General features: G+C 72.2%; 17 protein-coding genes. 6 read left to right on the forward strand and 11 right to left on the reverse strand.

Annotated features, from left to right (window positions below):
- The first annotated feature begins 7 nt into the window (after positions 1-7).
- Positions 8-3,916, forward strand: a complete 3,909-nt coding sequence (locus ACILSK_RS00425; RefSeq protein WP_395725138.1) for a multifunctional oxoglutarate decarboxylase/oxoglutarate dehydrogenase thiamine pyrophosphate-binding subunit/dihydrolipoyllysine-residue succinyltransferase subunit — start codon at positions 8-10, stop codon at positions 3,914-3,916.
- A 61-nt stretch (positions 3,917-3,977) separates the two neighbouring features.
- Here the strand turns inward: ACILSK_RS00425 and ACILSK_RS00430 are convergent, their stop codons facing one another.
- Together ACILSK_RS00430 and ACILSK_RS00435 are read right to left on the reverse strand one after the other, a co-directional pair.
- Positions 3,978-5,093 (reverse strand): hypothetical protein, encoded by a 1,116-nt coding sequence (locus ACILSK_RS00430; RefSeq protein WP_395725139.1) that lies wholly within the window; start codon positions 5,091-5,093, stop codon positions 3,978-3,980.
- A gap of 68 nt (positions 5,094-5,161) precedes the next feature.
- Complete coding sequence (locus ACILSK_RS00435) at positions 5,162-6,199, reverse strand: ABC transporter permease (protein WP_395725140.1); 1,038 nt, start codon at positions 6,197-6,199, stop codon at positions 5,162-5,164.
- Between the two features lie 96 nt (positions 6,200-6,295).
- On the opposite strand from ACILSK_RS00435, the gene ACILSK_RS00440 reads away from it, so the two are divergent.
- Positions 6,296-6,895: a TetR/AcrR family transcriptional regulator gene (locus ACILSK_RS00440; RefSeq protein WP_395725141.1), complete on the forward strand. Its 600-nt coding sequence runs from the start codon at positions 6,296-6,298 to the stop codon at positions 6,893-6,895.
- Between the two features lie 50 nt (positions 6,896-6,945).
- Here ACILSK_RS00440 and ACILSK_RS00445 read toward each other — a convergent pair whose 3' ends face one another.
- The 6 genes from ACILSK_RS00445 to hutH form a co-directional block, all read right to left on the reverse strand.
- Positions 6,946-8,346: a xylulokinase gene (locus ACILSK_RS00445; RefSeq protein WP_395725142.1), complete on the reverse strand. Its 1,401-nt coding sequence runs from the start codon at positions 8,344-8,346 to the stop codon at positions 6,946-6,948.
- A gap of 62 nt (positions 8,347-8,408) precedes the next feature.
- Entirely contained in the window at positions 8,409-9,872 is a 1,464-nt protein-coding gene (locus ACILSK_RS00450) for a class I adenylate-forming enzyme family protein (protein WP_395725143.1), read from the reverse strand.
- 82 nt (positions 9,873-9,954) lie between these two features.
- Positions 9,955-10,764 carry a potassium channel family protein gene (locus tag ACILSK_RS00455; protein WP_395725144.1) on the reverse strand — a complete coding sequence of 270 codons (810 nt, stop codon included), beginning with the start codon at positions 10,762-10,764 and terminating at the stop codon, positions 9,955-9,957.
- A 164-nt stretch (positions 10,765-10,928) separates the two neighbouring features.
- Positions 10,929-12,047: an amidohydrolase family protein gene (locus tag ACILSK_RS00460; RefSeq protein WP_395725468.1), complete on the reverse strand. Its 1,119-nt coding sequence runs from the start codon at positions 12,045-12,047 to the stop codon at positions 10,929-10,931.
- Positions 12,025-13,299, reverse strand: coding sequence for an allantoate amidohydrolase (locus ACILSK_RS00465; RefSeq protein ID WP_395725145.1), 1,275 nt, complete (start codon positions 13,297-13,299; stop codon positions 12,025-12,027). Before ACILSK_RS00465 ends, ACILSK_RS00460 begins: the two co-directional genes overlap by 23 nt.
- A 3-nt stretch (positions 13,300-13,302) precedes the next feature.
- Positions 13,303-14,838, reverse strand: a complete 1,536-nt coding sequence (gene hutH / locus ACILSK_RS00470; protein ID WP_395725146.1) for a histidine ammonia-lyase — start codon at positions 14,836-14,838, stop codon at positions 13,303-13,305.
- A gap of 73 nt (positions 14,839-14,911) precedes the next feature.
- Between hutH and ACILSK_RS00475 the strand changes: the two genes are divergently transcribed.
- Complete coding sequence (locus ACILSK_RS00475) at positions 14,912-15,706, forward strand: IclR family transcriptional regulator (RefSeq protein WP_395725147.1); 795 nt, start codon at positions 14,912-14,914, stop codon at positions 15,704-15,706.
- A gap of 93 nt (positions 15,707-15,799) precedes the next feature.
- Here the strand turns inward: ACILSK_RS00475 and ACILSK_RS00480 are convergent, their stop codons facing one another.
- Both ACILSK_RS00480 and ACILSK_RS00485 read right to left on the reverse strand, forming a co-directional pair.
- Entirely contained in the window at positions 15,800-17,035 is a 1,236-nt protein-coding gene (locus ACILSK_RS00480) for an NADP-dependent malic enzyme (RefSeq protein ID WP_395725148.1), read from the reverse strand.
- Positions 17,036-17,254: 219 nt separating this feature from the next.
- Positions 17,255-17,551: a 4a-hydroxytetrahydrobiopterin dehydratase gene (locus ACILSK_RS00485; RefSeq protein WP_395725149.1), complete on the reverse strand. Its 297-nt coding sequence runs from the start codon at positions 17,549-17,551 to the stop codon at positions 17,255-17,257.
- Between the two features lie 41 nt (positions 17,552-17,592).
- Between ACILSK_RS00485 and ACILSK_RS00490 the strand changes: the two genes are divergently transcribed.
- The 3 genes from ACILSK_RS00490 to ACILSK_RS00500 all read left to right on the forward strand — a co-directional run bounded on the left by ACILSK_RS00490 (position 17,593) and on the right by ACILSK_RS00500 (position 19,540).
- Positions 17,593-18,192, forward strand: coding sequence for a dTDP-4-dehydrorhamnose 3,5-epimerase family protein (locus ACILSK_RS00490; RefSeq protein ID WP_395725150.1), 600 nt, complete (start codon positions 17,593-17,595; stop codon positions 18,190-18,192).
- A gap of 192 nt (positions 18,193-18,384) precedes the next feature.
- A complete protein-coding gene (locus ACILSK_RS00495; RefSeq protein WP_395725151.1) occupies positions 18,385-18,987 on the forward strand; it encodes a histidine phosphatase family protein in 603 nt (200 codons plus the stop codon).
- Positions 18,988-19,036: 49 nt separating this feature from the next.
- A complete protein-coding gene (locus tag ACILSK_RS00500; RefSeq protein ID WP_395725152.1) occupies positions 19,037-19,540 on the forward strand; it encodes a GNAT family N-acetyltransferase in 504 nt (167 codons plus the stop codon).
- Here ACILSK_RS00500 and ACILSK_RS00505 read toward each other — a convergent pair.
- Positions 19,500-19,934 carry a hypothetical protein gene (locus ACILSK_RS00505; protein WP_395725153.1) on the reverse strand — a complete coding sequence of 145 codons (435 nt, stop codon included), beginning with the start codon at positions 19,932-19,934 and terminating at the stop codon, positions 19,500-19,502. The genes ACILSK_RS00500 and ACILSK_RS00505 overlap by 41 nt on opposite strands.
- Between the last annotated feature and the right edge of the window lie 34 nt (positions 19,935-19,968).

Consider the following 19,968-nt stretch of genomic DNA (forward strand, 5'->3'; position numbering starts at 1 on the left):
ATCGACCGTGTCGTCAGCAGCGCCAGAGTTCGGTCCCAACGACTGGTTCGTCGAGGAGAAATACCAGCAGTTCCTCGCCGACCCGAAGAGCGTGGATCCGATCTGGCGTGACTTCTTTGCCGACGCCAAGGCGCCCAGTGCGCTCGTCGGGGTGAGGAGCAACGGGGCCGCCGCCGTGCTGCCCACCTCGGTCGCCGCCGCGGTGAGCGCGGGAGCGACGGCCAAGCCCGCCGGACCGGCCAAGCCGGCCGCATCGGCCAAGCCGGCAGCATCGGCCAAGCCGGCCAAGCCCGCCGCAACGGACACGCCGGCAGCGCCGGCCGGGACGCCCGCCCCCGCGGGCAGCTCCGCCCCGCCGCCCCCGCCACCCCCGAACCGGGCCAACCGACCCGTCCGGGCGGCCACGGCCAGCCCGGCGGCCCGCCCGACCGCACCGGCCGGCGGCAAGGAGAGCGTCGACGTCACCCCCGCGGCGGCGAAGCGCCCCACGACCACCGCCACCCCCGACGACATGGTCGCGGCCAAGGCGGCGAAGGCCGCGAAGGCCGCGCATGACGCCGAAGGAGACGGGCTGACCACCACCCCGCTGCGGGGCGCGGCGGCCATGGTCGTGAAGAACATGACCACCTCTCTCGAGGTGCCGACCGCCACGTCGGTGCGGGCCGTGCCGGCCAAGTTGATGGCCGACAACCGCATCGTCATCAACAACTTCCTCAAGCGGAACCGCGGCGGGAAGATCTCCTTCACCCATCTCATCGGTTACGCGATCGTCCGGGCGATCAGCGACTACCCGAACATGAACCGGCACTTCGCCGAGGTCAACGGCAAGCCGGCCATGGTCACCCCGGCCCACGTGAATCTCGGGCTGGCCATCGACCTGCCGGGCAAGGGCGGCGCCCGCAACCTGGTCGTGGTGCCGATCCGCAGCGCCGAGACGATGAGCTTCACCCAGTTCTGGAGCGCCTACGAACAGGTCGTCCGCAAGGCCCGGCAGGGCCAACTGACCGCGGAGGACTACCAGGGCACCACCATCTCGCTGACCAACCCCGGCGGCATCGGCACCAACCATTCGGTGCCGCGGCTGATGGGCGGACAGTCGGCGATCATCGGCGTCGGCGCGCTCGAATATCCGGCCGCGTTCCAGGGCGCGTCCGATCAGACCCTCGCCGACCTGGGCGTCTCCAAGATCATCACGCTGACCTCGACCTACGATCACCGGGTCATCCAGGGAGCGGAGTCCGGCGAGTTCCTGCGCCGGATCCACCAGCTGCTGATCGGCGAGGACCAGTTCTACGACGACGTCTTCACCTCGCTGCGGATCCCCTACGAGCCGGTCCGCTGGGTCCGCGACCTGGACTCCGGCGGGCACGGGCAGATCGACAAGACCGCCCGCGTCCTGGAGATCATCGACGCCTACCGGACCCGCGGCCATCTGATGGCCGACACCGACCCGCTGAACTACCGGCAACGCCGGCACCCCGACCTGGACGTGCTCTCGCACGGCCTGACCCTGTGGGACCTGGACCGGGAGTTCGCGGTCGGCGGCTTCAACGACCGCGACTACATGAAGCTGCGCGACATCCTCGGCGTGCTGCGCAATTCGTACTGCCGCACCGTCGGCATCGAATACATGCACATCATGGATCCGGTGCAACGGCGCTGGATCCAGCAGCGCGTCGAGGTGATCCACGACAAGCCCCCCGTCGAGGAGCAGAAGTACATCCTGGGCCGGCTGAACAGCGCCGAGGCGTTCGAGACGTTCCTGCAGACCAAGTACATCGGGCAGAAGCGGTTCTCGCTCGAGGGCGGCGAGACCGTCATCGCCCTGCTGGACGCCGCGCTGAACAAGTCCGCCGAGTACGGCATGGACGAGGTCGTCATCGGCATGGCCCACCGTGGCCGGCTCAACGTGCTGGCCAACATCGTCGGCAAGCCCTACTCGCAGATCTTCCGCGAGTTCGAGGGCAACATGGACCCGGGCCAGGCGCATGGCTCGGGCGACGTGAAGTACCACCTGGGCGCGGAGGGCAAATACATCCGGCCGTTCGGCGATGGCCAGGTCGACGTGACGCTCTGCGCCAACCCCTCGCACCTGGAGGTCGTCGACCCGGTGCTGGAGGGTGTCGCCCGGGCCAAGCAGGACATGCTCAATCTGGGCGAAGAGGGCTACACCGTGATGCCCATCGCCATCCATGGCGACGCCGCGTTCGCCGGGCAGGGGGTGGTCGCCGAGACGCTGAACCTGTCGCTGCTCCGCGGCTACCGCACCGGCGGCACCATGCACGTCATCATCAACAACCAGGTCGGGTTCACCACCGCGCCGGAGTCGTCGCGGTCCAGCGAGTACTGCACCGACGTGGCCAAGATGATCCAGGCGCCGATCTTCCACGTGAACGGTGACGATCCCGAGGCCGCGGTGTGGGTGGCCCGGCTGGCCGTCGAGTACCGGCAGACGTTCGGCCGGGACGTCGTCATCGACATGGTCTGCTACCGACGCCGCGGGCACAACGAGGGTGACGACCCCTCCATGACGAACCCGCTGATGTACCAGATCATCGACGGCAAGCGGTCGGTGCGCCGGATCTACACCGAGGCCCTCATCGGCCGCGGTGACATCACTCCCGAGGACGCCGAGGAGGCGCTGCGCGACTACCACACCCAGCTCGAGCGGGTGTTCAACGAGGTACGCGAACTGGAGCGCGCGGTGGTCGCGCCGTCCCCGTCGGTCGAGGCCGAACAGCCCATCCCGCCGCGGGTCGAGACCAAGATCAGCCAGCAGACGTTGGAACGCATCGCCGACGTCGCGTTGGAGTTCCCGGAGGGATTCACCCCGCACCCGCGGGTCAAGCAGGTCCTGGTGCGCCGGGCCGAGATGGCCCGGGAGGGCGGCATCGACTGGGCCTTCGGCGAGCTGCTCGCGCTCGGTTCGGTGGCCATCGAGGGCCGGCTGGTCCGGTTCGCCGGCCAGGACACCCGCCGCGGCACCTTCGTGCAGCGCCACTCGGCCCTGATCGACCGCAACACGGGCGCCGAATACCTTCCGCTGCAGCATCTGTCGGACGAGCAAGGCCGGGTGCTGATCTACGACTCGGCCCTGTCGGAGTACGCGGCACTCGGCTTCGAGTACGGCTACTCGGTGGCGAACCGGGACGCGCTGGTGCTGTGGGAGGCGCAGTTCGGCGACTTCGTCAACGGCGCCCAGTCGGTCATCGACGAGTACCTGTCCTCCGGTGAGGCCAAGTGGGGTCAGCAGTCGGGCGTCGTCCTGCTGCTGCCGCACGCCCACGAGGGTCAGGGTCCGGACCACACCTCGGGTCGGATCGAGCGCTTCCTCCAGCTCTGCGCGGAGGGCTCGATGACGATCGCGGTGCCGTCCACCCCGGCGAACTACTTCCACCTGCTGCGCCGGCACGTGCTGGACGGCGTGCACCGGCCGATGGTGGTGTTCACCCCGAAGTCGATGCTGCGGAACAAGGCGGCGGTGTCGTCCGTGAAGGACTTCACCGGTGGGAAGTTCGAGTCGGTCATCGCCGACACGACGATCGCCCCGCTGCACGCCAAGAAGGTGCTGCTGACCAGCGGCAAGCTCTACTACGAGCTCGACGCGTACCGCAAGGCGCACGACATCACCGACACCGCGATCGTCCGGCTCGAGCAGATCTACCCGGTGCCGCGGCGCAAGCTGCTGCACGTGCTGGAGTCCTACCCCAACGTCATCGACTTCCGGTGGGTGCAGGAGGAGCCGGCCAACCAGGGAGCCTGGACGTTCCTGGCGTTGGCCCTGCCGGACATGCTGCCGCGGCTGACCGGGATCCAGCGGGTGTCCCGCCGGGCGATGGCCGCGCCGTCGGCCGGCTCGGCGAAGGTGCACGACGTGGAGCAGCAGGCGGTGATCGCGGCCGCGTTCGCCCGGTAGGCGCGCGGTCCGCATCGCCCGGTCCCACGTGCGCCCATGGCGGCCTCGCAAGCTCGGCCGTCTACGACACTGGGCGCAGGTGGACCTGCTGCGCCCCGGAACCGTCGCGCAGCAGCAGCACGATCGTGTCGTCGCGCACGACGAGCCCGCGGACCTCACCGGCCGGAGTAGGCACACTCGTCCAGGTCCCGGCATCGGTGCCGGTGAGCAGCTCCGAGCCGGCCCCGACGGCGATCACGGCCAGCGGGCCGTCCCGGGCCACTCGGGGGTGTCCGGTGTAGCGGTCGACGGCGCGGTCCGGCAGCGCGACCGGCTCGACCCGCATGCCCGAGTCCGGCCCGAAGACCCGCCAGGCGGCCAGGGCTCCGGCCAGCCGGCCCACCACGAGGCACCCCGCGTCCGAGCAGGTGACGTCGGTGGCCGCGCCGTCGGCGCCGGAGGTGTCCAGGTCGGTCCGCGACCACGTTCCACCGTCGGACCACCAGAACTCGGCCCGTTGCCGCACGGCACCCCCGGCCAGGTCGGTCTGCAAGCCCACGACGACCGTTCGCGCATCGAAGGCGTTCGCCGCGGTGGCGCTCTCCGTCGACGCCGACGGCGACCCGGTGAACACCGCCGGGCTCGGTTCCCGGACCCAGGTCAGCCCTCGGTGTCGCCAGACCGCGACACCGGTGCCGCCGGCGTCCACGCTCCACGAGCCGACGACGGCGGGTTCCGCACCGTAGGTCACCCCGGTGAGGCCACCCGCGTTCGGGCCGCCGAACGTCTCCATCGTCTGTGGCTCTTCCACGACCCCGGCGTCGTCACCGACCCACGCGGTCCAGCGTGGGTTCAGGTGAGCGCCGCCGGTCGCGGTGCCCAGCAACACGATCCGGCCGGCCGGATTCGCCGCCCCGGCGACGAGGGTCGCCACCTGCCCGTAGCCGGTCACCGCGGTCGCGGGGACCGAGCGCCAGCCGGCGCCGTCCCGCAGCTTCAGGACGGGGGCCCCATCCGACACCGCCTGACCGGCTGCGAACACCCCGTCCGGGCCGGCGAACAGCGCCGACGGGACCATCCCGGGGGGTGTCACCAGCTGCCAGGACGGCGTCACCGGGCCGGTGCAACCGCCGGTGAGCAGCGCCACCGCCAGGACGACGACGACGCCCACCGCGAACGGTGGGCGTCGGATCGGCATATCTCAGTATCGGCACTTTCCTGTTCCGAACCCCGGAACGATCCGGCGAGCGGTCCCCGCAGGCGAGCTCAGGTCACCGGCTCGACGGCGTGGCGTTCCGGTGCGGACCGCTCCGGGTGCCCGGCCGGGTGGACCCCGGTCGCCGACGGCCCGCGGCGGCCGAAGAGCACCCCGAGCAGGCCCAGCGCCCCCCAGGCGAGCAACACCCACACCGGGAAGCCGATCGCGGCGTCCGGGAAGTAGGTGACGCTCCGCAGCAGGGTGCCGCCGGCGCCGGTCGGCAGCCACTGCCCGAATTCACCCCAGGGGGCCGGCAGCAGCCGCGGGGACGAGGCGATGCCGGACAGCGGGCTCCCGATGATCATCAGCAGCAGCGCACCGACCGCGAGTCCGGCCGCTCCGAGCAGCCGGGTCGACCCGGCGACCACCAGCGCCGACACGGCCACCGTCAGCGCGATCGCCGATGACGCCGCGAGGTAGGCGCCGCCGACCACGCCGAGCCAGGCCAGCACCCCGGCGAACGACAGGCCGATCGCCACCGCGCCGCCCGCGACCGCGCCGAGGACGACCCACCGGTTGCGCAGGCTCAGCGCCGCCGCCGCACCCAGGGCAAGACCGGCCAGCACCATCGGCAACGATCCGGCGGGGAGGCCGGCACCGTGGCTGTCGTCGGGCGACAGTGGCACCACGTCGACCACGGGCGTCGCCGCCGCGGCTCCGTCGGGGCCGAGGTGCGCCGACGCGGTGGTCAGCAGTTGGGCGATGGCCGGTGAACCGGCACTGGCGATCAGCACGGTCGGACCGGTCGGCCCGAGCACGATGGCGCCGTCCACGGTCCGCTCCTGCAGCGCGGTCCGGGCCTGCGCCGGGTCGGCGACCGCGTCGACCTCGAATGCGTCGGGACCGGCTGCCGCGGCCAGCTCGGCGGCGATCTGTCCGGCGGCGGCCGGTGGCCCGGCCACGGCCAGCCGCACGCCGTGCGGCCCGCTGTTCACCGCCACCCCCACGAACAACGCCAGGACCAGCGTCAATCCCGCCGTCACGGCCAGGACGAGGCCGACCGCGTGGCGGGACTCGGCTCGCCAGGAAGTCGATGGATGGGTCATGCCGCACCTCCGAATGATCGTTCGTTTTTCTTGATGGGAACGATAGACCGAGGCCGGTCCAGCGTCAAGAACGATTATTCGGTTTATATTGGGACCATGCCCAAGGTCACCGATGCCCATCGCGCCGCCCGCCGCGGCCAGATCCTGCAGGCGGCATGGAAATGCTTCGCCCGCAAGGGGTTTCATGCCACGTCGATGGCCGATGTGATCGGCGAGGCCGGCCTGTCGGCCGGCGCCGTCTACCTGTACTTCCGGTCCAAGGACGAGATCATCGTGGCCGTCGCCGGCCAGGTCTTCGCCGGAATCGAGGATCGCCTGTTGACGTTCCTCGCCGGCGATCCCCCACCCAGCCCCGCGGACATCGCCGAATTCCTCATCCGGCAACCGCTCCGGGCGCACGCCGACGCCCCCGCGGAGCTGTACCCGCTGCTGCTGTCCGTGTGGGCCGAAGCGGCGCGCAACCCGGCGGTCAACGGGGTTGCCCGCTCCGTGCTGGAGGAGTTGCGGACCGTGCTGGCCCGGGCGTTGCGCCGCTGGGCGGAGGTTGGCCACTCGCTCCCGGCCTCACCCGAGCAGCTGGCGCCGGTGTTGATGTCGCTGGTCCAGGGCCTGGTCATGCAACAGGCCATCACCGGTCAGCCGACGGTCGAGGACTACCGGACCGGCGTGCGCGCGCTCTTCGAGACGGCGGACTGAGCGCCCGGCACCGGAGCGCTCGCCGATCGCCCGCAGCGCTCGCCGGTGGCTCAGTAGGCAGACTGTGCCCGCGCGTACTGCTCCCGGATCACCGGTTGCGGATCGGCGGGCAGGTCCGCCGCGGTGTCCACCGCCCAGGTCGGCCGCCGGCCGGCGAGCACCCACCCCGCCTGCACCGCGCCACCCATGGCGACGTACTCGCCGGGCGTCGGCACCACGACGGGCACGCCGAACAGTTGCGCCGCCACGGTCTGCACCGCCGGATTCAGCGCGGCACCGCCGATCAACAGCACCCGGGCCGGCCGCCCGCCCTGCCGCACGACCGCGTCCAAACCGTCGGCCAGGCCGCACAGCATGCCCTCGACCGCGGCCCGGGCCAGGTGCGGGCGGGTGGTCGAGGCCAGCGTCAGGCCGGTCAACGACGCGGTCGCGGTCGGCAGGTTCGGCGTGCGTTCACCCTCGAAGTACGGCACCAGCACGGCCCCGGCGGCGCCCGGCTCGGACTGCAACGCCAGATCGGCCAGGCCCGCATGGTCCACGCCGAGCAGCCCGGCCACCGCGTCGAGCACCCGGGCCGCGTTCAGCGTGGCCACCAGCGGCAGGTACATGCCGCTGGCGTCGGCGAAGCCGGCGACCGTGCCGCCGGCGTCCCGCACCGGTTCCGGAGTGACCGCGAAGACGGTGCCACTGGTGCCGATGGACACCACGCAGTCACCTTCGCTCGCCCCCAGCCCCAACGCGGCCCCGGCGTTGTCACCGGCGCCGGGGCCGACCAGCAGGTGCCCGGCCTTGCCGGCCGCCTCGCCCGGCCCGAGGACCCGGGGCAGCACCGCGTCGTGGCCCAGGGCCCGAACCAGCAGGTCACGGTCGTAGTCTCCGGTGCTCGGCGAGAAGTACGCCGTGCCGCTGGCGTCCGACCGGTCGGTGGTCAGCTCGTCGAAGTTCGGGCCGAGCGGGCTCTCCCCGGCCGGCCCGAAGCCGCGCAGCCGCCAGGTCAGCCAGTCGTGCGGTAGGGCCACCGCGGCCACCCGGGCGGCATTGGCGGGTTCCGCGTCGCGCAGCCAGCGCAGCTTGGTGGCGGTGAAGGAGGCCACCGGCACCACCCCGGTGCGGTCGACGTATTCCTGCGCGCCGACCTCGTCGATCAGCTGGCGCGCCGCGTCCGCGCTGCGGGTGTCGTTCCACAGCAACGCGTCCCGGATGACGTTGCCGTGCTCGTCCAGGGCGACCATGCCGTGCTGCTGGCCGGCGACCGAGATCGCGGCGACGTCGTCCAGTCCCCCGGCGCCGGCGATCGCTTCCTGCAGCGCCGACCACCAGGCGGCCGGCGGGACGGACGTGCCGTCGGGATGAGCGGCCCGCCCGGTCCGGACCGGCGCGCCGGAGTCGGCGTCGACGATGACGACCTTGCAGCTCTGGGTCGACGAATCGACCCCGGCGACCAGCGGCATGGCGCTCCGTTCTCCAGGCTAATTTGTTTGGAGGGTCAACTTATCGACCGTGCGGACACCCGTCAAGGGGCGGGCTCGTGCAGGTCGTGCCGGGAGATCTTGCCGCTGGCGGTCAACGGCAACTCCGACCGCACGTGGATCCGCGCCGGGATCTTGTAGGCCGCGATCCGGGATCGAAGGAAGTCGACCAGCTCCGATCCGGTGACCGCCGCGCCAGGCCGGGGAACCACGAAGGCGACCGGCACCTGGCCCTCCTCGGGATCGGATGCCGCCACCACCGCTGCGACCGCCACCGCCGGGTGCTGTTGCAGGGCCGACTCGACCTCGCCCGGCGTGATCTTGGACGTCCGCCGGACGATGATGTCCTTGATCCGCCCGGTGAACCACCATCCGCCGGCGGCGTCCGGCCGCCCCAGGTCCCCGGTGTGCAACCAGCCGTCCTGCAGCGTGCTTGCGGTCAGTTCGTCGTCGGCCCAGTAGCCGCTCATCACCATCGGTCCGCGGACCAGCAGCTCCCCCGTCGCCGGGTCGGTCCGGACCTGGGCCCCGCCGACGGGATACCCGATGAATCCGTCCCGATCGGCGGGCGGCCGCCGGGCGACGGTCAGCCAGATCGCCTCGGTCATTCCCCACCCGACGCCGATCGGCAGTCCGGTCAGCTCGGCGAACTCGATCTGCAGATGTCCCGGCACGCTGTCTCCGCCGGTGTACACGCCCCGCAGCGAGGCGAAGTCGGATCCGCTGATGCCCGGCACCCGCAGCACCTGGGCCAGCACGTCGATGTGCGTGCAGATCAGGGTGGGCCGGTCCCGGCGCAGCGCCTCGACATAGGCGTCGGGCCGGAAGCCCTCGTGCAGCGACACGGTGCCGCCGGCCAGCAACGTGGTGAACGTCCCGATGAACCCGCTGACGTGCACCAACGGCTCGAAGACCTGCACCACGTCGTCCGCCCGGAGATCGCCGAGGGCCTGCGACGTGCTGGCGAGCACGGCGTGGGCGGAATCGTGGCTGTGCACCACGCCTTTGGGCACGCCCGTCGAACCGGAGGTGAAGAAGATGACAGCCGGGGCCGCTCCCGGTACCGGGTCCTCCGCCGCCCCGCCGAGAGGTTCGGTCGATGACCCGGCGGCGGGCGTGCTCGCCGGGACCGGGGCGACCAGCACCCGGACGCCGTCGAGCGCGTCGGCGGGAACCGCGTCGAGGATCGGCCGGCGGTCCGGGTGCACGATCAACCACCGCGGGCGGGCCCGGCGCAACGCGCCGGCCACCTCGGGCGCCGCATACCGGGAGTTCAGCGGCGCGGCGACGGCTCCGGATGCGAAGCACGCCAGGTAGGCCAGCACCGCGTCGCTCCCGTTCGGCAGCATCAGCGCGACCCGCTCACCCCGCAGGCCGTCGGTCCGCATGGCGGCGGCGAGATGGTGCGCGGCGGACGCCAGGTCCCCGTAACTCCATCGACGCTCGGGCGTGATCAGTGCGGTGACTTGGACCGGATGGGCGTCCACCAGGCTCTGCAGACCCGTCACCCGAGTCATTGTGCATGCCAGCCGTCCGCCGCGCGGGCCTGGCGGAGCCACCGGTCACGCCGGCGGCCCCGTCCGCCGTCCGCTATCCGGGCGGCGCGGTGAGCCGGTCGATCGATCGCTGCAACTCGGCCTGACGCTCGGACAGTTCGCGCAGCTGCCCGGCCATCGCGACCAGGGTGGCGGCCACATCCGGCGCGTCGTCATTGCGGCCGGCGGCGGCGGTGGTCGAGTCGCTGGGGGTCGAGTCGCTGTCGGTCGAGTCGCCGTCGGTCGAGTCGCTGTCCGTCGATGCGCCGCCGGCGGCACCGTCCCGGCGCGACTTGTGCTGGACGAACCACGCGGCGACGGTCGCCGACACCGTACCGATCAGGCCGATGCCGACGAGCATGATCGCCGACGCGATGACCCGGCCGATGGGTGTGACCGGGTAGGTGTCGCCGTACCCGACGGTGGTCGTGGTGACGATCGCCCACCAGAACGACAGTCCGAGCGTCGTGATGTTCGCGCCGGGAGCGTTGTGTTCGACGGCGTACTCCAGGACGGCACCGGATGCGACGAGAATGCCGACGATGGCCAGCAGCGACCCGGCGATCCGCTCGGTCGAGATGTTCTTGAACGATCGGCGCACCAGCAGAATGGCCCGCAGCACCCGCAGCATCGGAAGCAGGACCATCAGCAGATCGAGGGGATGCGCGCGGATGAACTCCCACCGGCGCGGCGACAGGATCAGCCGGACCGTGTAGTCGATGACGAAGGCCACCCAGACCAGGATCGAGATGATCGTCAGGGACGGCTGCCACCATGACGGACCGCCGGGCACGAGGCGTCCGGCCAGGAAGTCGATCAGGAAGAGCAGGCCGAGGAGGTCCAGCGGGCGGGTGGTTGCCGCCACCCACCTGTCGTACCTCGATGTCGACGGCTGCGTCGTCGTGGGCTGTGTCACCGTCGTGCCTTCCCGGTCGGCCTACCGGGCTCGATGATTCCTCACCGGTGCGGCCCGCGGGCCACAGGACCGGTCGGGTGGGCGGAAATTCGTCCGGGTCGGAGCAGGGAATCTCATCCGGCCGCGCCACCCACCTCGACCCCGTGCCGGAAGACTCGAGAACTCAACGGCATCCCGATCTGGTGGACGAGGTGGTCGTGGCTCGGTGCGTCGAGAACGTGGATGTCGGCGCGCGCCCCGGGCGCCAGGTGGCCGACGTCGGTGCGGCGCAGCGCGGCGGCGCCCCCGGCCGTCGCCGCGAACACCGCCTCCCCGATGGTCAGGCCGCCGCGCAGCACGGCCAGCGCGACCACCAGGTTCATCGATGACGTGAACGACGCTCCGGGCGTGCCGCCGGAGGCCAACGCAACCGGTGCACCGGCATCCAGCAGCGCCCGGCCCGGCGCCGGCGGTTGCCCGGCGGCCAGCTCGCCGGCCGGCAGCAGCGTCGTCACCGTCGCCGACCCGGCCAGCAGGTCGATGTCGGCGCCGGTCAGCCGGGTGCAGTGCGCCACCGACGCGGCGGCCACGTCGACGGCGACCCGCACCCCGGCGCCGGGATCGGTCGGGTCGGCGTGCACCCGCAACCCCAGACCCTTGCGCTGCCCCGCGGCCAGCACCCGGCGGCTCTGCGCCTCGTCGAAAGCGCCCCCCGCACAACAGACGTCGATCCAGTCGACCGAACCTTCGACGGCGTCCAGCATCGGCCCGCACACCAGGTCGACGTATCCGTCGGGATCGCCGTGATACTCGACGGGCACGAGATGCGCCCCCAGGAAGGTGATCTCGTCGAACCCGGCGGCCGCGGCGGTCAGCGCCGTTCGCCGTTCATCGGCGGCCGTCAGGCCGAAACCGGTCGCCGTCTCGGCGCAGGTCGTGCCCCCCAGCAGCATCCGGGCCCGGTGCCGGCGCGCGGCGGCCAACAGGGTCGCGTCATCGGTCCTTCGCGTCGCTTCGACGATGGCCCACGGACCCCTGCCCGGATCGCCGCCATGCACCAGATGCGTGTGCGAGTCCACCCATCCGGGCAGTACGGCCCGGCCGCCGAGGTTCAGCGCGCGGTCCGCCGCCGGCGCCGAGCGTTCCGGGCCGACCCAGACGACCCGGCCGTCCTGGACGATCAGCCCCGCTTCGGGGATCCGCCCCAGCGGCGTCGCCCCGAGCGCCGGATCATTCGTCACCAGCTCCGACATGCCGTGCAGCAGGGTTGATGTCGCCAACGAGGGTCTCCAGTACGTCCGCCAGTGCCTGCACACCGGTGACGCAGTCGGCGGCGTCGGCATGCTCGTCCGGAGCATGGGATACCCCGGACGGGTTGCGGACAAACAGCATCGCGGTCGGCACGTGGGCGGCGAACACCCCGGCATCGTGCCCGGCCGCGGTTGGGATGACCGGCACACCCAACCGCCCGGAGATCTCGAGCCCGAGACCGGGGTCGAAGGTCACCCGGTCGGACATCGACTCGCGCTGGACCATCACCGTGCAGCCCTCGGCGGCCGCCTCGGCCCGGACGTCGGCGACGATGGCGTCGACGACCGCGGCGGTGACGGTGGCGTCGGCGTGCCGGACGTCCAGCCAGAGCGAGACGGCCGAGGCGATCACGTTGGTGCCGCCCGGCACCGGGATGATCCGGCCGACGGTGGCCACCGCGCCGTCGAAGCCGGACAGCGCCCGCCGCGCGGCCAGCACCGCGGCGGCGGCCGGGATCATCGGATCGGCCCGGTCCGCCGGTGCGGTGGTGCCGGCGTGATTGCCCTGCCCGGTGATCGTCAGTCGCCATCGCCCGTGGGCGACGATCTCGGAGGCCACGCCCACCACCGCGGCGGGGTCGACCGCCCGCAGCAGTCGACCCTGCTCGATGTGCAGTTCCACGAACGCACCGATGGTGGCCAGGCGCGCCGGGTCCGGTCCCATCGTCGACGGGTCGAAGCCGACCCGTCGGGCCGCGTCGGCCAGGGACATGCCGTCGGCGTCGTGCAGCCGGCGGACGTGATCGGCGTCGGCCGCACCGGTCAGCAGCCTCGAGCCCAGGCACGGCAGGCCGAACCGGCCGCCCTCCTCGTCCAGGAAGCAGGCGAGCGCCAGCGGGCGGGCCGGGGTGATCCCCCGCACCCGCAGTTCATCGACGGCCAGCAACGCCGAGACCACGCCCAGCGGCCCGTCGAAGGCGCCGCCACCGGGCACCGAGTCCAGGTGCGAGCCGGTCACCACCGCGCCCGGGGCCGGGGCACCCCACCAGGCCCAGACGTTGCCGTTACGGTCGTTCTCGACCTCCAGGCCGCGGCGCTGCGCCTGCTCGGCGAACCATTGCCGCAGCTGCATCTCCGGGTCGTCGAAGGCGTGCCGGGAGTAACCGCCGCGCAGGTGGTCGCGGCCCACTCCGGCCACGTCGGACCACGCGCTGACGAACCGGCTGGCATCGCCGGGCGAGGGGCCGAATCTCAAGGGTCAACTCCCGGCTGTGGTTCCCGACGACAGGTCGATGCTTCCCGAAGACAACAGTGCTACCACGGCCTCGATCTCGGGCGCCAGATGGCGGTCCGGGCCCGGCCCCGGGACGACGGTCCGGATGATGTCGCGGACCTCACGGGTGACCGGTCCGGGCGACAGCGGCGCTCGCAGGTCCAGGGCCCGGGCCGCCGCCAGCAGCTCGATCGCGATCACCCGGCGCAGTCCGTCCACCGCGCGACGCAGCTTGCGCGCGGCGTGCCAACCCATCGAGACGTGATCCTCCTGCATCGCCGACGACGGGATCGAATCGACGGAGGCCGGGACGGCGAGCCGCTTGAGTTCGGAGACGATGCCGGCCTGGGTGTACTGGGCGATCATCAGGCCGGAGTCCACCCCGACCTCGTGCGCCAGGAAGGGCGGCAGGCCGTGCGAACGGGTCCGGTCCAGCATCCGGTCGGTGCGCCGCTCGCTGATCGACGCGACGTCGGCGACGGAGATCGCCAGGAAGTCCAGGACGGCGGCCACCGGAGCACCGTGGAAGTTGCCGTTGGACTCGACCCGCCCGTCGGGCAGCACCACCGGGTTGTCGATCGAGGACGCGAGCTCGCGGTCGGCGATCAGCGCGGCGTACTCCGTGGTGTCCCGGGCGGTGCCGTGCACGGCCGGCGAGCAGCGCAGTGAGTAGGCGTCCTGCACCCGGGTGTCCTCCGGCCCGGCGTGCGAGGCGACGATCGGCGAACCGGCCAGCGCGGCGGCGATGCGGGCGGCGCTGAGCGCCTGCCCGACCTGCGGCCGCAGGCGCTGCAGATCGGCGGCGAACACCCGATCGGTGCCGAGCAGCGCCTCCACCGACATGGCGGCGGCCAGGTCGGCCGCGTTCAGCAGGCCGGCGATGTCGTGCAGCGCGAGCACCAGCATGCCGAGCATGCCGTCGGTGCCGTTGATCAGCGCCAGACCTTCCTTCTCGGCCAACGTCACCGGGGTCAGGCCGGCCGCGGCCAGGGCGTCGGCGGCCGGTCCGTGCGTTCCGTCCGCTGCGACCACCTCACCCTCGCCGAGCAGGCACAACGCGACCGCGGACAGTGGGGCGAGGTCGCCGGAGCACCCGAGCGAGCCGTACTCGGGCACCACCGGGGTAATCCCGGCGGACAGCACACCGGCCAGCAACCCGGCGGTGGCCGGGCGGATGCCGGTCCGGCCCCGGGCCAGGGTGGCCAGCCGCAGCAGCATCAACCCGCGGACCACCTCACGCTCCACCGGCTCCCCGCTGCCGGCCGCGTGCGACCGGATCAGCGAGCGTTGCAGCGCGGTGCGCCGGGACGGCGGGATGGAGGTGGTGGCCAGCGCACCGAACCCGGTGGACACGCCGTAGTGCGGCTGGGCGTCGCCGGCGAGGGTGTCGATGACGGCCCGGCTGGCCGCCATCGCGGCGAGGGCGTCCGGGCCGAGGGTCACCGGGCGGCCCGCCCGGGCCACCGCGACGACGTCGGCCTGGGTCAGCGGCTGGGTTCCGATCTGCAATGGGCTGGTCACCGCCTCATTGGACGACGCGGACCGGCCCGGCCGGAACCGGGCACGGGCCGGAACTGTCCGGTATACCGGACACATGACCCGCGAGGCACCCGCGCCCGCCCTGCGCCGCGGATTGACGGTGCTGCAGTTGCTGGCCTCCCGGGCCGCGCCGGTGTCGGCCGCGGCCATCGCCCGGGACCTCGACCTGCCCAGGTCGACCACGTACGAGCTGCTGGCCGAACTGGCCGCGGCCGGGTTCGCCGTGCACCTGCCGGACGAGCGGCGCTGGGGTCTGGGCCTGGCCGCGTTCGAGATCGGCAGTGCCTACCTGCGCGGGCAGCCGCTCGAGCGGGTCGGCCGGCCGGTGTTGGTCCGGTTGAGTACGGCCACCGGCGGCACGGCCCACCTCGGGGTCCTGCACGGCAACCAGACCCTCTACCTGGCCAAGGAGAAGTCCGAGCGCACGCCCACCCTGGTCACCGACGTCGGGGTTCGGCTGCCGGCCGCGTTGACCGCCACCGGGTTGTCCATCCTGGCCCACCTGCCGGCCGGCCAGGTCCGGGCCCTGTTCCCGGACGCGGCGGCGTTCGTCGATCGCACCGGACGCGGCCCGGCGACCCTGCCGGCGTTGCGCCACGACCTGGCCGACACCCGGCGACAGGGTTGGGCAGTCGAGGACGGACGCATCTCCGCCGGGACCGCGTCCGTCGCCGCCGCGGTGTTCGACCACAACGGGGTGCCGATCGCCGCGGTCGGCGTCACGGTGGGCCATCGGTGCCCGGCCGGGCCGGCAAGGGCCTGTCCGGAGTCGTTTGCGGCGCTCGCCCCGGCCATCCGGACGGCCGCCCGCGAGGTGACCGCCGCGATCGGCGGCCGCGGGCCGGGCTGAAGCGAGCCCGCGGCCCCCGCCCCGATGGTGGGGGGCGAGGGCCGCGGGTGGACCGGGGCCGATGGTGGGGCCCCGGTGGTCGGGAGGCCGGTCCTACCGCGGGCAGACGCCCTCGGCGGTCGCGGCAGCCATGACCGCATCGGCCACCATCCGGGCCAGGCCCGGGGTGAACGGGTCGGGCACGATGCGTCCCGCGTCCGCCCGGCCCGGCACGGCGGCGCAGATCGCGCCGGCCGCGGCCACCTTCATGCCCTCGGTGATCCGGGTGGCCCCGCAGTCCAGTGCGCCCAGGAAGATCCCGGGGAAGGCCAGCACGTTGTTGATCTGATTCGCGAAGTCGCTGCGCCCGGTGGCCACCACCGCCGCCCCGTTGGCGCGCGCGTCGTCCGGGTGGATCTCCGGGGTCGGGTTCGCCAGCGCGAACACGATCGGCTGCGGGCCCATGGTGCGGACCAGCGCCGGGTCGACCGCGCCGCCGGAGACGCCGATGAACACGTCGGCGCCCGCCATGGCCACGGCCAGGTCACCGGTCAGCCCGCGCGGATTCGTCACCGTCGCCATCTGCTGCTTGACCGTGTGCATGTGTGAGCGGCCCACCGACAGGATGCCCTTGGAGTCGACCACGACCAGGTCCCGCACGCCGGCGGCGAGCAGGATCTTGGCGCAGGCGATGCCGGCGGCGCCCGCGCCGGCGACGACCACCTTCAGGTCGACCATCACCCGCTGGATCACCGAGGCGGCGTTCATCAGCGCGGCGAGGACGACCACGGCGGTGCCGTGCTGGTCGTCGTGCATGACCGGGATGTCCAGCGCCTCGACCAATCGCTGCTCCACCTCGAAGCAGCGGGGCGCCGAGATGTCCTCCAGGTTGATCGCCCCGAACGAGGGGGCGATGGCGGTCACCGCGGCGACGATCTCGTCGGTGTCCTTGGTGCTCAGCACGATCGGCACCGAGTCGAGCCCGGCGAACGACCGCATCAGGGCCGACTTGCCCTCCATCACGGGCAGCGACGCCTTGGGCCCGATGTCACCCAGGCCGAGCACCGCCGTGCCGTCGGAGACGACGGCGACCAGCCGGGACGCCCACGTGTACGCACGGGCGGCGTCGGGCTCGCGGGCGATCAGGCTGGACACACCGGCGACGCCGGGGGTGTACATCATCGACAGGTCCCGCTTGTCGACGAGCGGCGAGCGCAGCTCGATCGACAGCTTGCCGCCGCGGTGCGCGTCGAGCACGTCCGCGTCGGTGAAGCCGGGGCGGGACGTGGGCGGCGGCGGAGTCGTCTGAGTGGGCAGCGTGGTGTCCGGACAGTCGAGGGCGGTGAGCATGGAAGATCTCCGGGAACGAGCAGGCGGCATCCGCACGGTGCGGATGGTGGGGAACGCGGTCCCGGTCAGCGAGCACGCGGTGGGCGCTGGCGAACTGCCGGACCGTATGGGCCTGGTCGGTCCATCGGAAGGGTCGGGGGTCGTGCAGGCGGTACGAAGGGTGCACACATGATGCACCACGAACTGCCGAAGTCCTAAACCGCCGGCGTGTCGACCGGCTCAGACGATGCCCAACCCGCGGGCGATGCCGTCGATCCGGCCGGCCAGCCGCAAGTCCTGGTCGGTGACCCCGCCCTCGGAATGCGTGGCGAGCACGAACAGCACGTCGCGCCAGCGGATGTCGATGTCCGGATGATGGTCGGCCTCCTCGGCGGCCACGGCGACCGCGTCGACCAACGCGATCGCGGTCGGGAAGTCGGGGGCGCTGTACCGGCACCGGATGCCGTCCGGATCACCGCCCCAGCCGGCCAGTACGTCCAGGCCTCGGTCGATGTCGGCGGCGCTGAGCAGGGTCATGCGGCAACGGTAGCCAACCGGCCCTCGTAGGATCACCGGTCATGAAGGTTCGCGAGCTCCTCGTTCCGGGGGCATTCGAATTCACCCCCACCCAGCACGGCGACCCGCGCGGGGTCTTCCTGGAGTGGTTCAAGGTTGAGCGACTCGTCGAGGCGGTCGGGCATCCGCTGACGCTGGCCCAGGCCAACCTGTCGGTGTCCGCCGCCGGGACGCTGCGCGGTGTCCACTTCGCCGACGTGCCCCCCGGCCAGGCCAAGTACGTCACCTGTCCGCGCGGTGCCGTCATCGACTTCATCGTCGACATCCGGGTGGGCTCGCCCACCTTCGGAGCGTGTGACGCGGTCCGGCTGGACGGCATCGACCGGCGGGCGGTGTACCTCAGCGAGGGCCTGGGGCACGCCTTCCTGGCCCTGGAGGACGATTCCACCCTGACCTACCTGTGCTCCACCGGCTACTCCCCCGGGCGCGAGCACGGCATCAATCCGCTGGACCCGGCACTGGATCTGCCGCTGCCCGCCGGGATCGACTTCCTGCTGTCCGACAAGGACGCGGCCGCCCCCACCCTGGCCCAGGCCGCCGAGCAGGGACTGCTACCCGACTGGCAGAAATGCCAGGAATGGGTGGAGAGTCTGCAGATATGACTGAGCGAGGCTTGCCGAGCGAACCATCAACACGTCAGGTCGGCGCCCTTCCCGGGGCGACCGAGCCGGCGAGGTGCCCCGGGAAGGCGGCGGCATGACTGAGCGAGGCTTGCCGAGCGAACCATCAACACGTCAGGTCGGCGCCCTTCCCGGGGCGACCGAGCCGGCGAGGTGCCCCGGGAAGGCGGCGGCGTGACCTTTCGGATAGCGCTCGTCCGGCACGGACAGACCGCGTGGAGCAAGTCGGGCCAGCACACGTCGACCACTGACATCGATCTGACCGATGAGGGCGTGCATCAGGCGATGACCGTGCCCAGCCTGCTGTGGGGGCTGGGCCTGGACCCGACCACGGTGTGGACCAGCCCTCGGCTGCGCGCCCAACGCACCGCCGTCCTGGCCGGCCTGCACATCGACGAGGTCGTGGACGACCTGGCCGAATGGGCCTACGGCGACTATGAGGGCATTACCAGCAAGCAGATCCACCAGACCAATCCGGGCTGGTCGATCTTCAAGGACGGCGCCCCCGGCGGCGAGTCACCCGCTCAGGTCGCGGCACGTGCGGACCGGGTCCTGGCGGCCGCCCGGGAAAAGCTGGCCGACGGTGACGTGGCGCTGGTCTGCCACGGCCATTTCTCCCGCGTCCTGGCCATCCGGTGGGTGAATCTGGCGGTGGCCAACGGCGGTCTGCTGTTGATGAATCCGGCCGCGGTGACGGTGCTGGGCACCTATCACGACGAGCCGTGCATCGAGCACGCCAACATCATCCCGTTCCGGTCGCCGCAGGTCGGGCACTGACGCCGCGGTGACCGAGCGAACAGTGTCCGATCCCAGGGGGTCCGACACGGTGTCCGATTCCGTGGGGCCGGCCGGCCGCATCCGAGCGATCGAGCCCGGGCACGTCGCCGACGTGGTGCGGTTGGTGCACGACCTGGCGCTGTACGAGAAGCTGCCCGAGCTGTGCCGGCTGACCGACGGGCAACTGCATGAGGCGTTGTTCGGGCCGGCGCCGGCGCTGTTCGGGTTGGTCGCCGAGAGCGAGCCCGGACGGGTCGGTGGCTTCGCCCTGTACTTCCTGAACTTCTCCACCTGGGAAGGCGTGCACGGGATCTACCTGGAAGACCTGTACGTCCGTCCCGAACTGCGCGGATCCGGGCTGGGCAAGTCGCTGCTGACCCGATTGGCCCAGATCGCCGTCGAGCGTGGTTACGCCCGGGTGGAGTGGTCGGTGCTGGACTGGAACACCCCGTCCATCGACTTCTACCGCTCGCTCGGCGCGACCCCGATGGACGAGTGGACGACGTTCCGGCTCACCGGTCCGGCCCTGCGAACGGTAGCGGGAACCGGTTGACCCACCCGTTGGTCTGACGGCTGAGCAGTAGCCCGGCGCCCGACGCACCGACGAGCACGAGCAGCGGTCCCCAGACGTACTGCCCGCTCGGCGCGACCAGCCAGACTCCGATGGCGAAGACGACCACCTGGGCGACCAGGCTGGGCGTGCGGGCCCAGCGCCGGCCCCGGAGCAATCCGCCGGCACAGAACGCCAGCGCGGCCGCCAGCACCAGGTAGTAGGCGACCTGGGCCAGCGTGCGGCCCACCGCGAGTCCCTCGGCGAGGCCGGAGACCAGGTTCACCCCGGACAACACCAGCAGGCCGCCCGCCTCCAGCAGCACCAGAGCGGCCGCGACGACGACCGACCAGGGCGGCGGGATGCTGATCGGCGGCGGGTCGGGCTCGGCTGTCATGGCAAGGTCACGGGCTCCGACAATACCGACGTAG

Origin of the sequence: Nakamurella sp. (assembly GCF_044224575.1) — a bacterium.
In the GTDB taxonomy this organism is placed as follows: Bacteria; Actinomycetota; Actinomycetes; order Mycobacteriales; family Nakamurellaceae; genus Nakamurella.

What these genes read in the sequence shown, in the direction of transcription:
- ACILSK_RS00430 (WP_395725139.1), bottom strand. Translation starts at nt 5,093, where the DNA reads ATGCCGATCCGACGCCCACCGTTCGCGGTGGGCGTCGTCGTCGTCCTG.
- ACILSK_RS00440 (WP_395725141.1), top strand. Translation starts at nt 6,296, where the DNA reads ATGCCCAAGGTCACCGATGCCCATCGCGCCGCCCGCCGCGGCCAGATC.
- ACILSK_RS00475 (WP_395725147.1), top strand. Translation starts at nt 14,912, where the DNA reads ATGACCCGCGAGGCACCCGCGCCCGCCCTGCGCCGCGGATTGACGGTG.
- ACILSK_RS00480 (WP_395725148.1), bottom strand. Translation starts at nt 17,035, where the DNA reads ATGCTCACCGCCCTCGACTGTCCGGACACCACGCTGCCCACTCAGACG.
- ACILSK_RS00490 (WP_395725150.1), top strand. Translation starts at nt 17,593, where the DNA reads ATGAAGGTTCGCGAGCTCCTCGTTCCGGGGGCATTCGAATTCACCCCC.
- ACILSK_RS00445 (WP_395725142.1), bottom strand. Translation starts at nt 8,346, where the DNA reads ATGCCGCTGGTCGCCGGGGTCGATTCGTCGACCCAGAGCTGCAAGGTC.
- ACILSK_RS00485 (WP_395725149.1), bottom strand. Translation starts at nt 17,551, where the DNA reads ATGACCCTGCTCAGCGCCGCCGACATCGACCGAGGCCTGGACGTACTG.
- ACILSK_RS00505 (WP_395725153.1), bottom strand. Translation starts at nt 19,934, where the DNA reads ATGACAGCCGAGCCCGACCCGCCGCCGATCAGCATCCCGCCGCCCTGG.
- ACILSK_RS00435 (WP_395725140.1), bottom strand. Translation starts at nt 6,199, where the DNA reads ATGACCCATCCATCGACTTCCTGGCGAGCCGAGTCCCGCCACGCGGTC.
- ACILSK_RS00460 (WP_395725468.1), bottom strand. Translation starts at nt 12,047, where the DNA reads ATGTCGGAGCTGGTGACGAATGATCCGGCGCTCGGGGCGACGCCGCTG.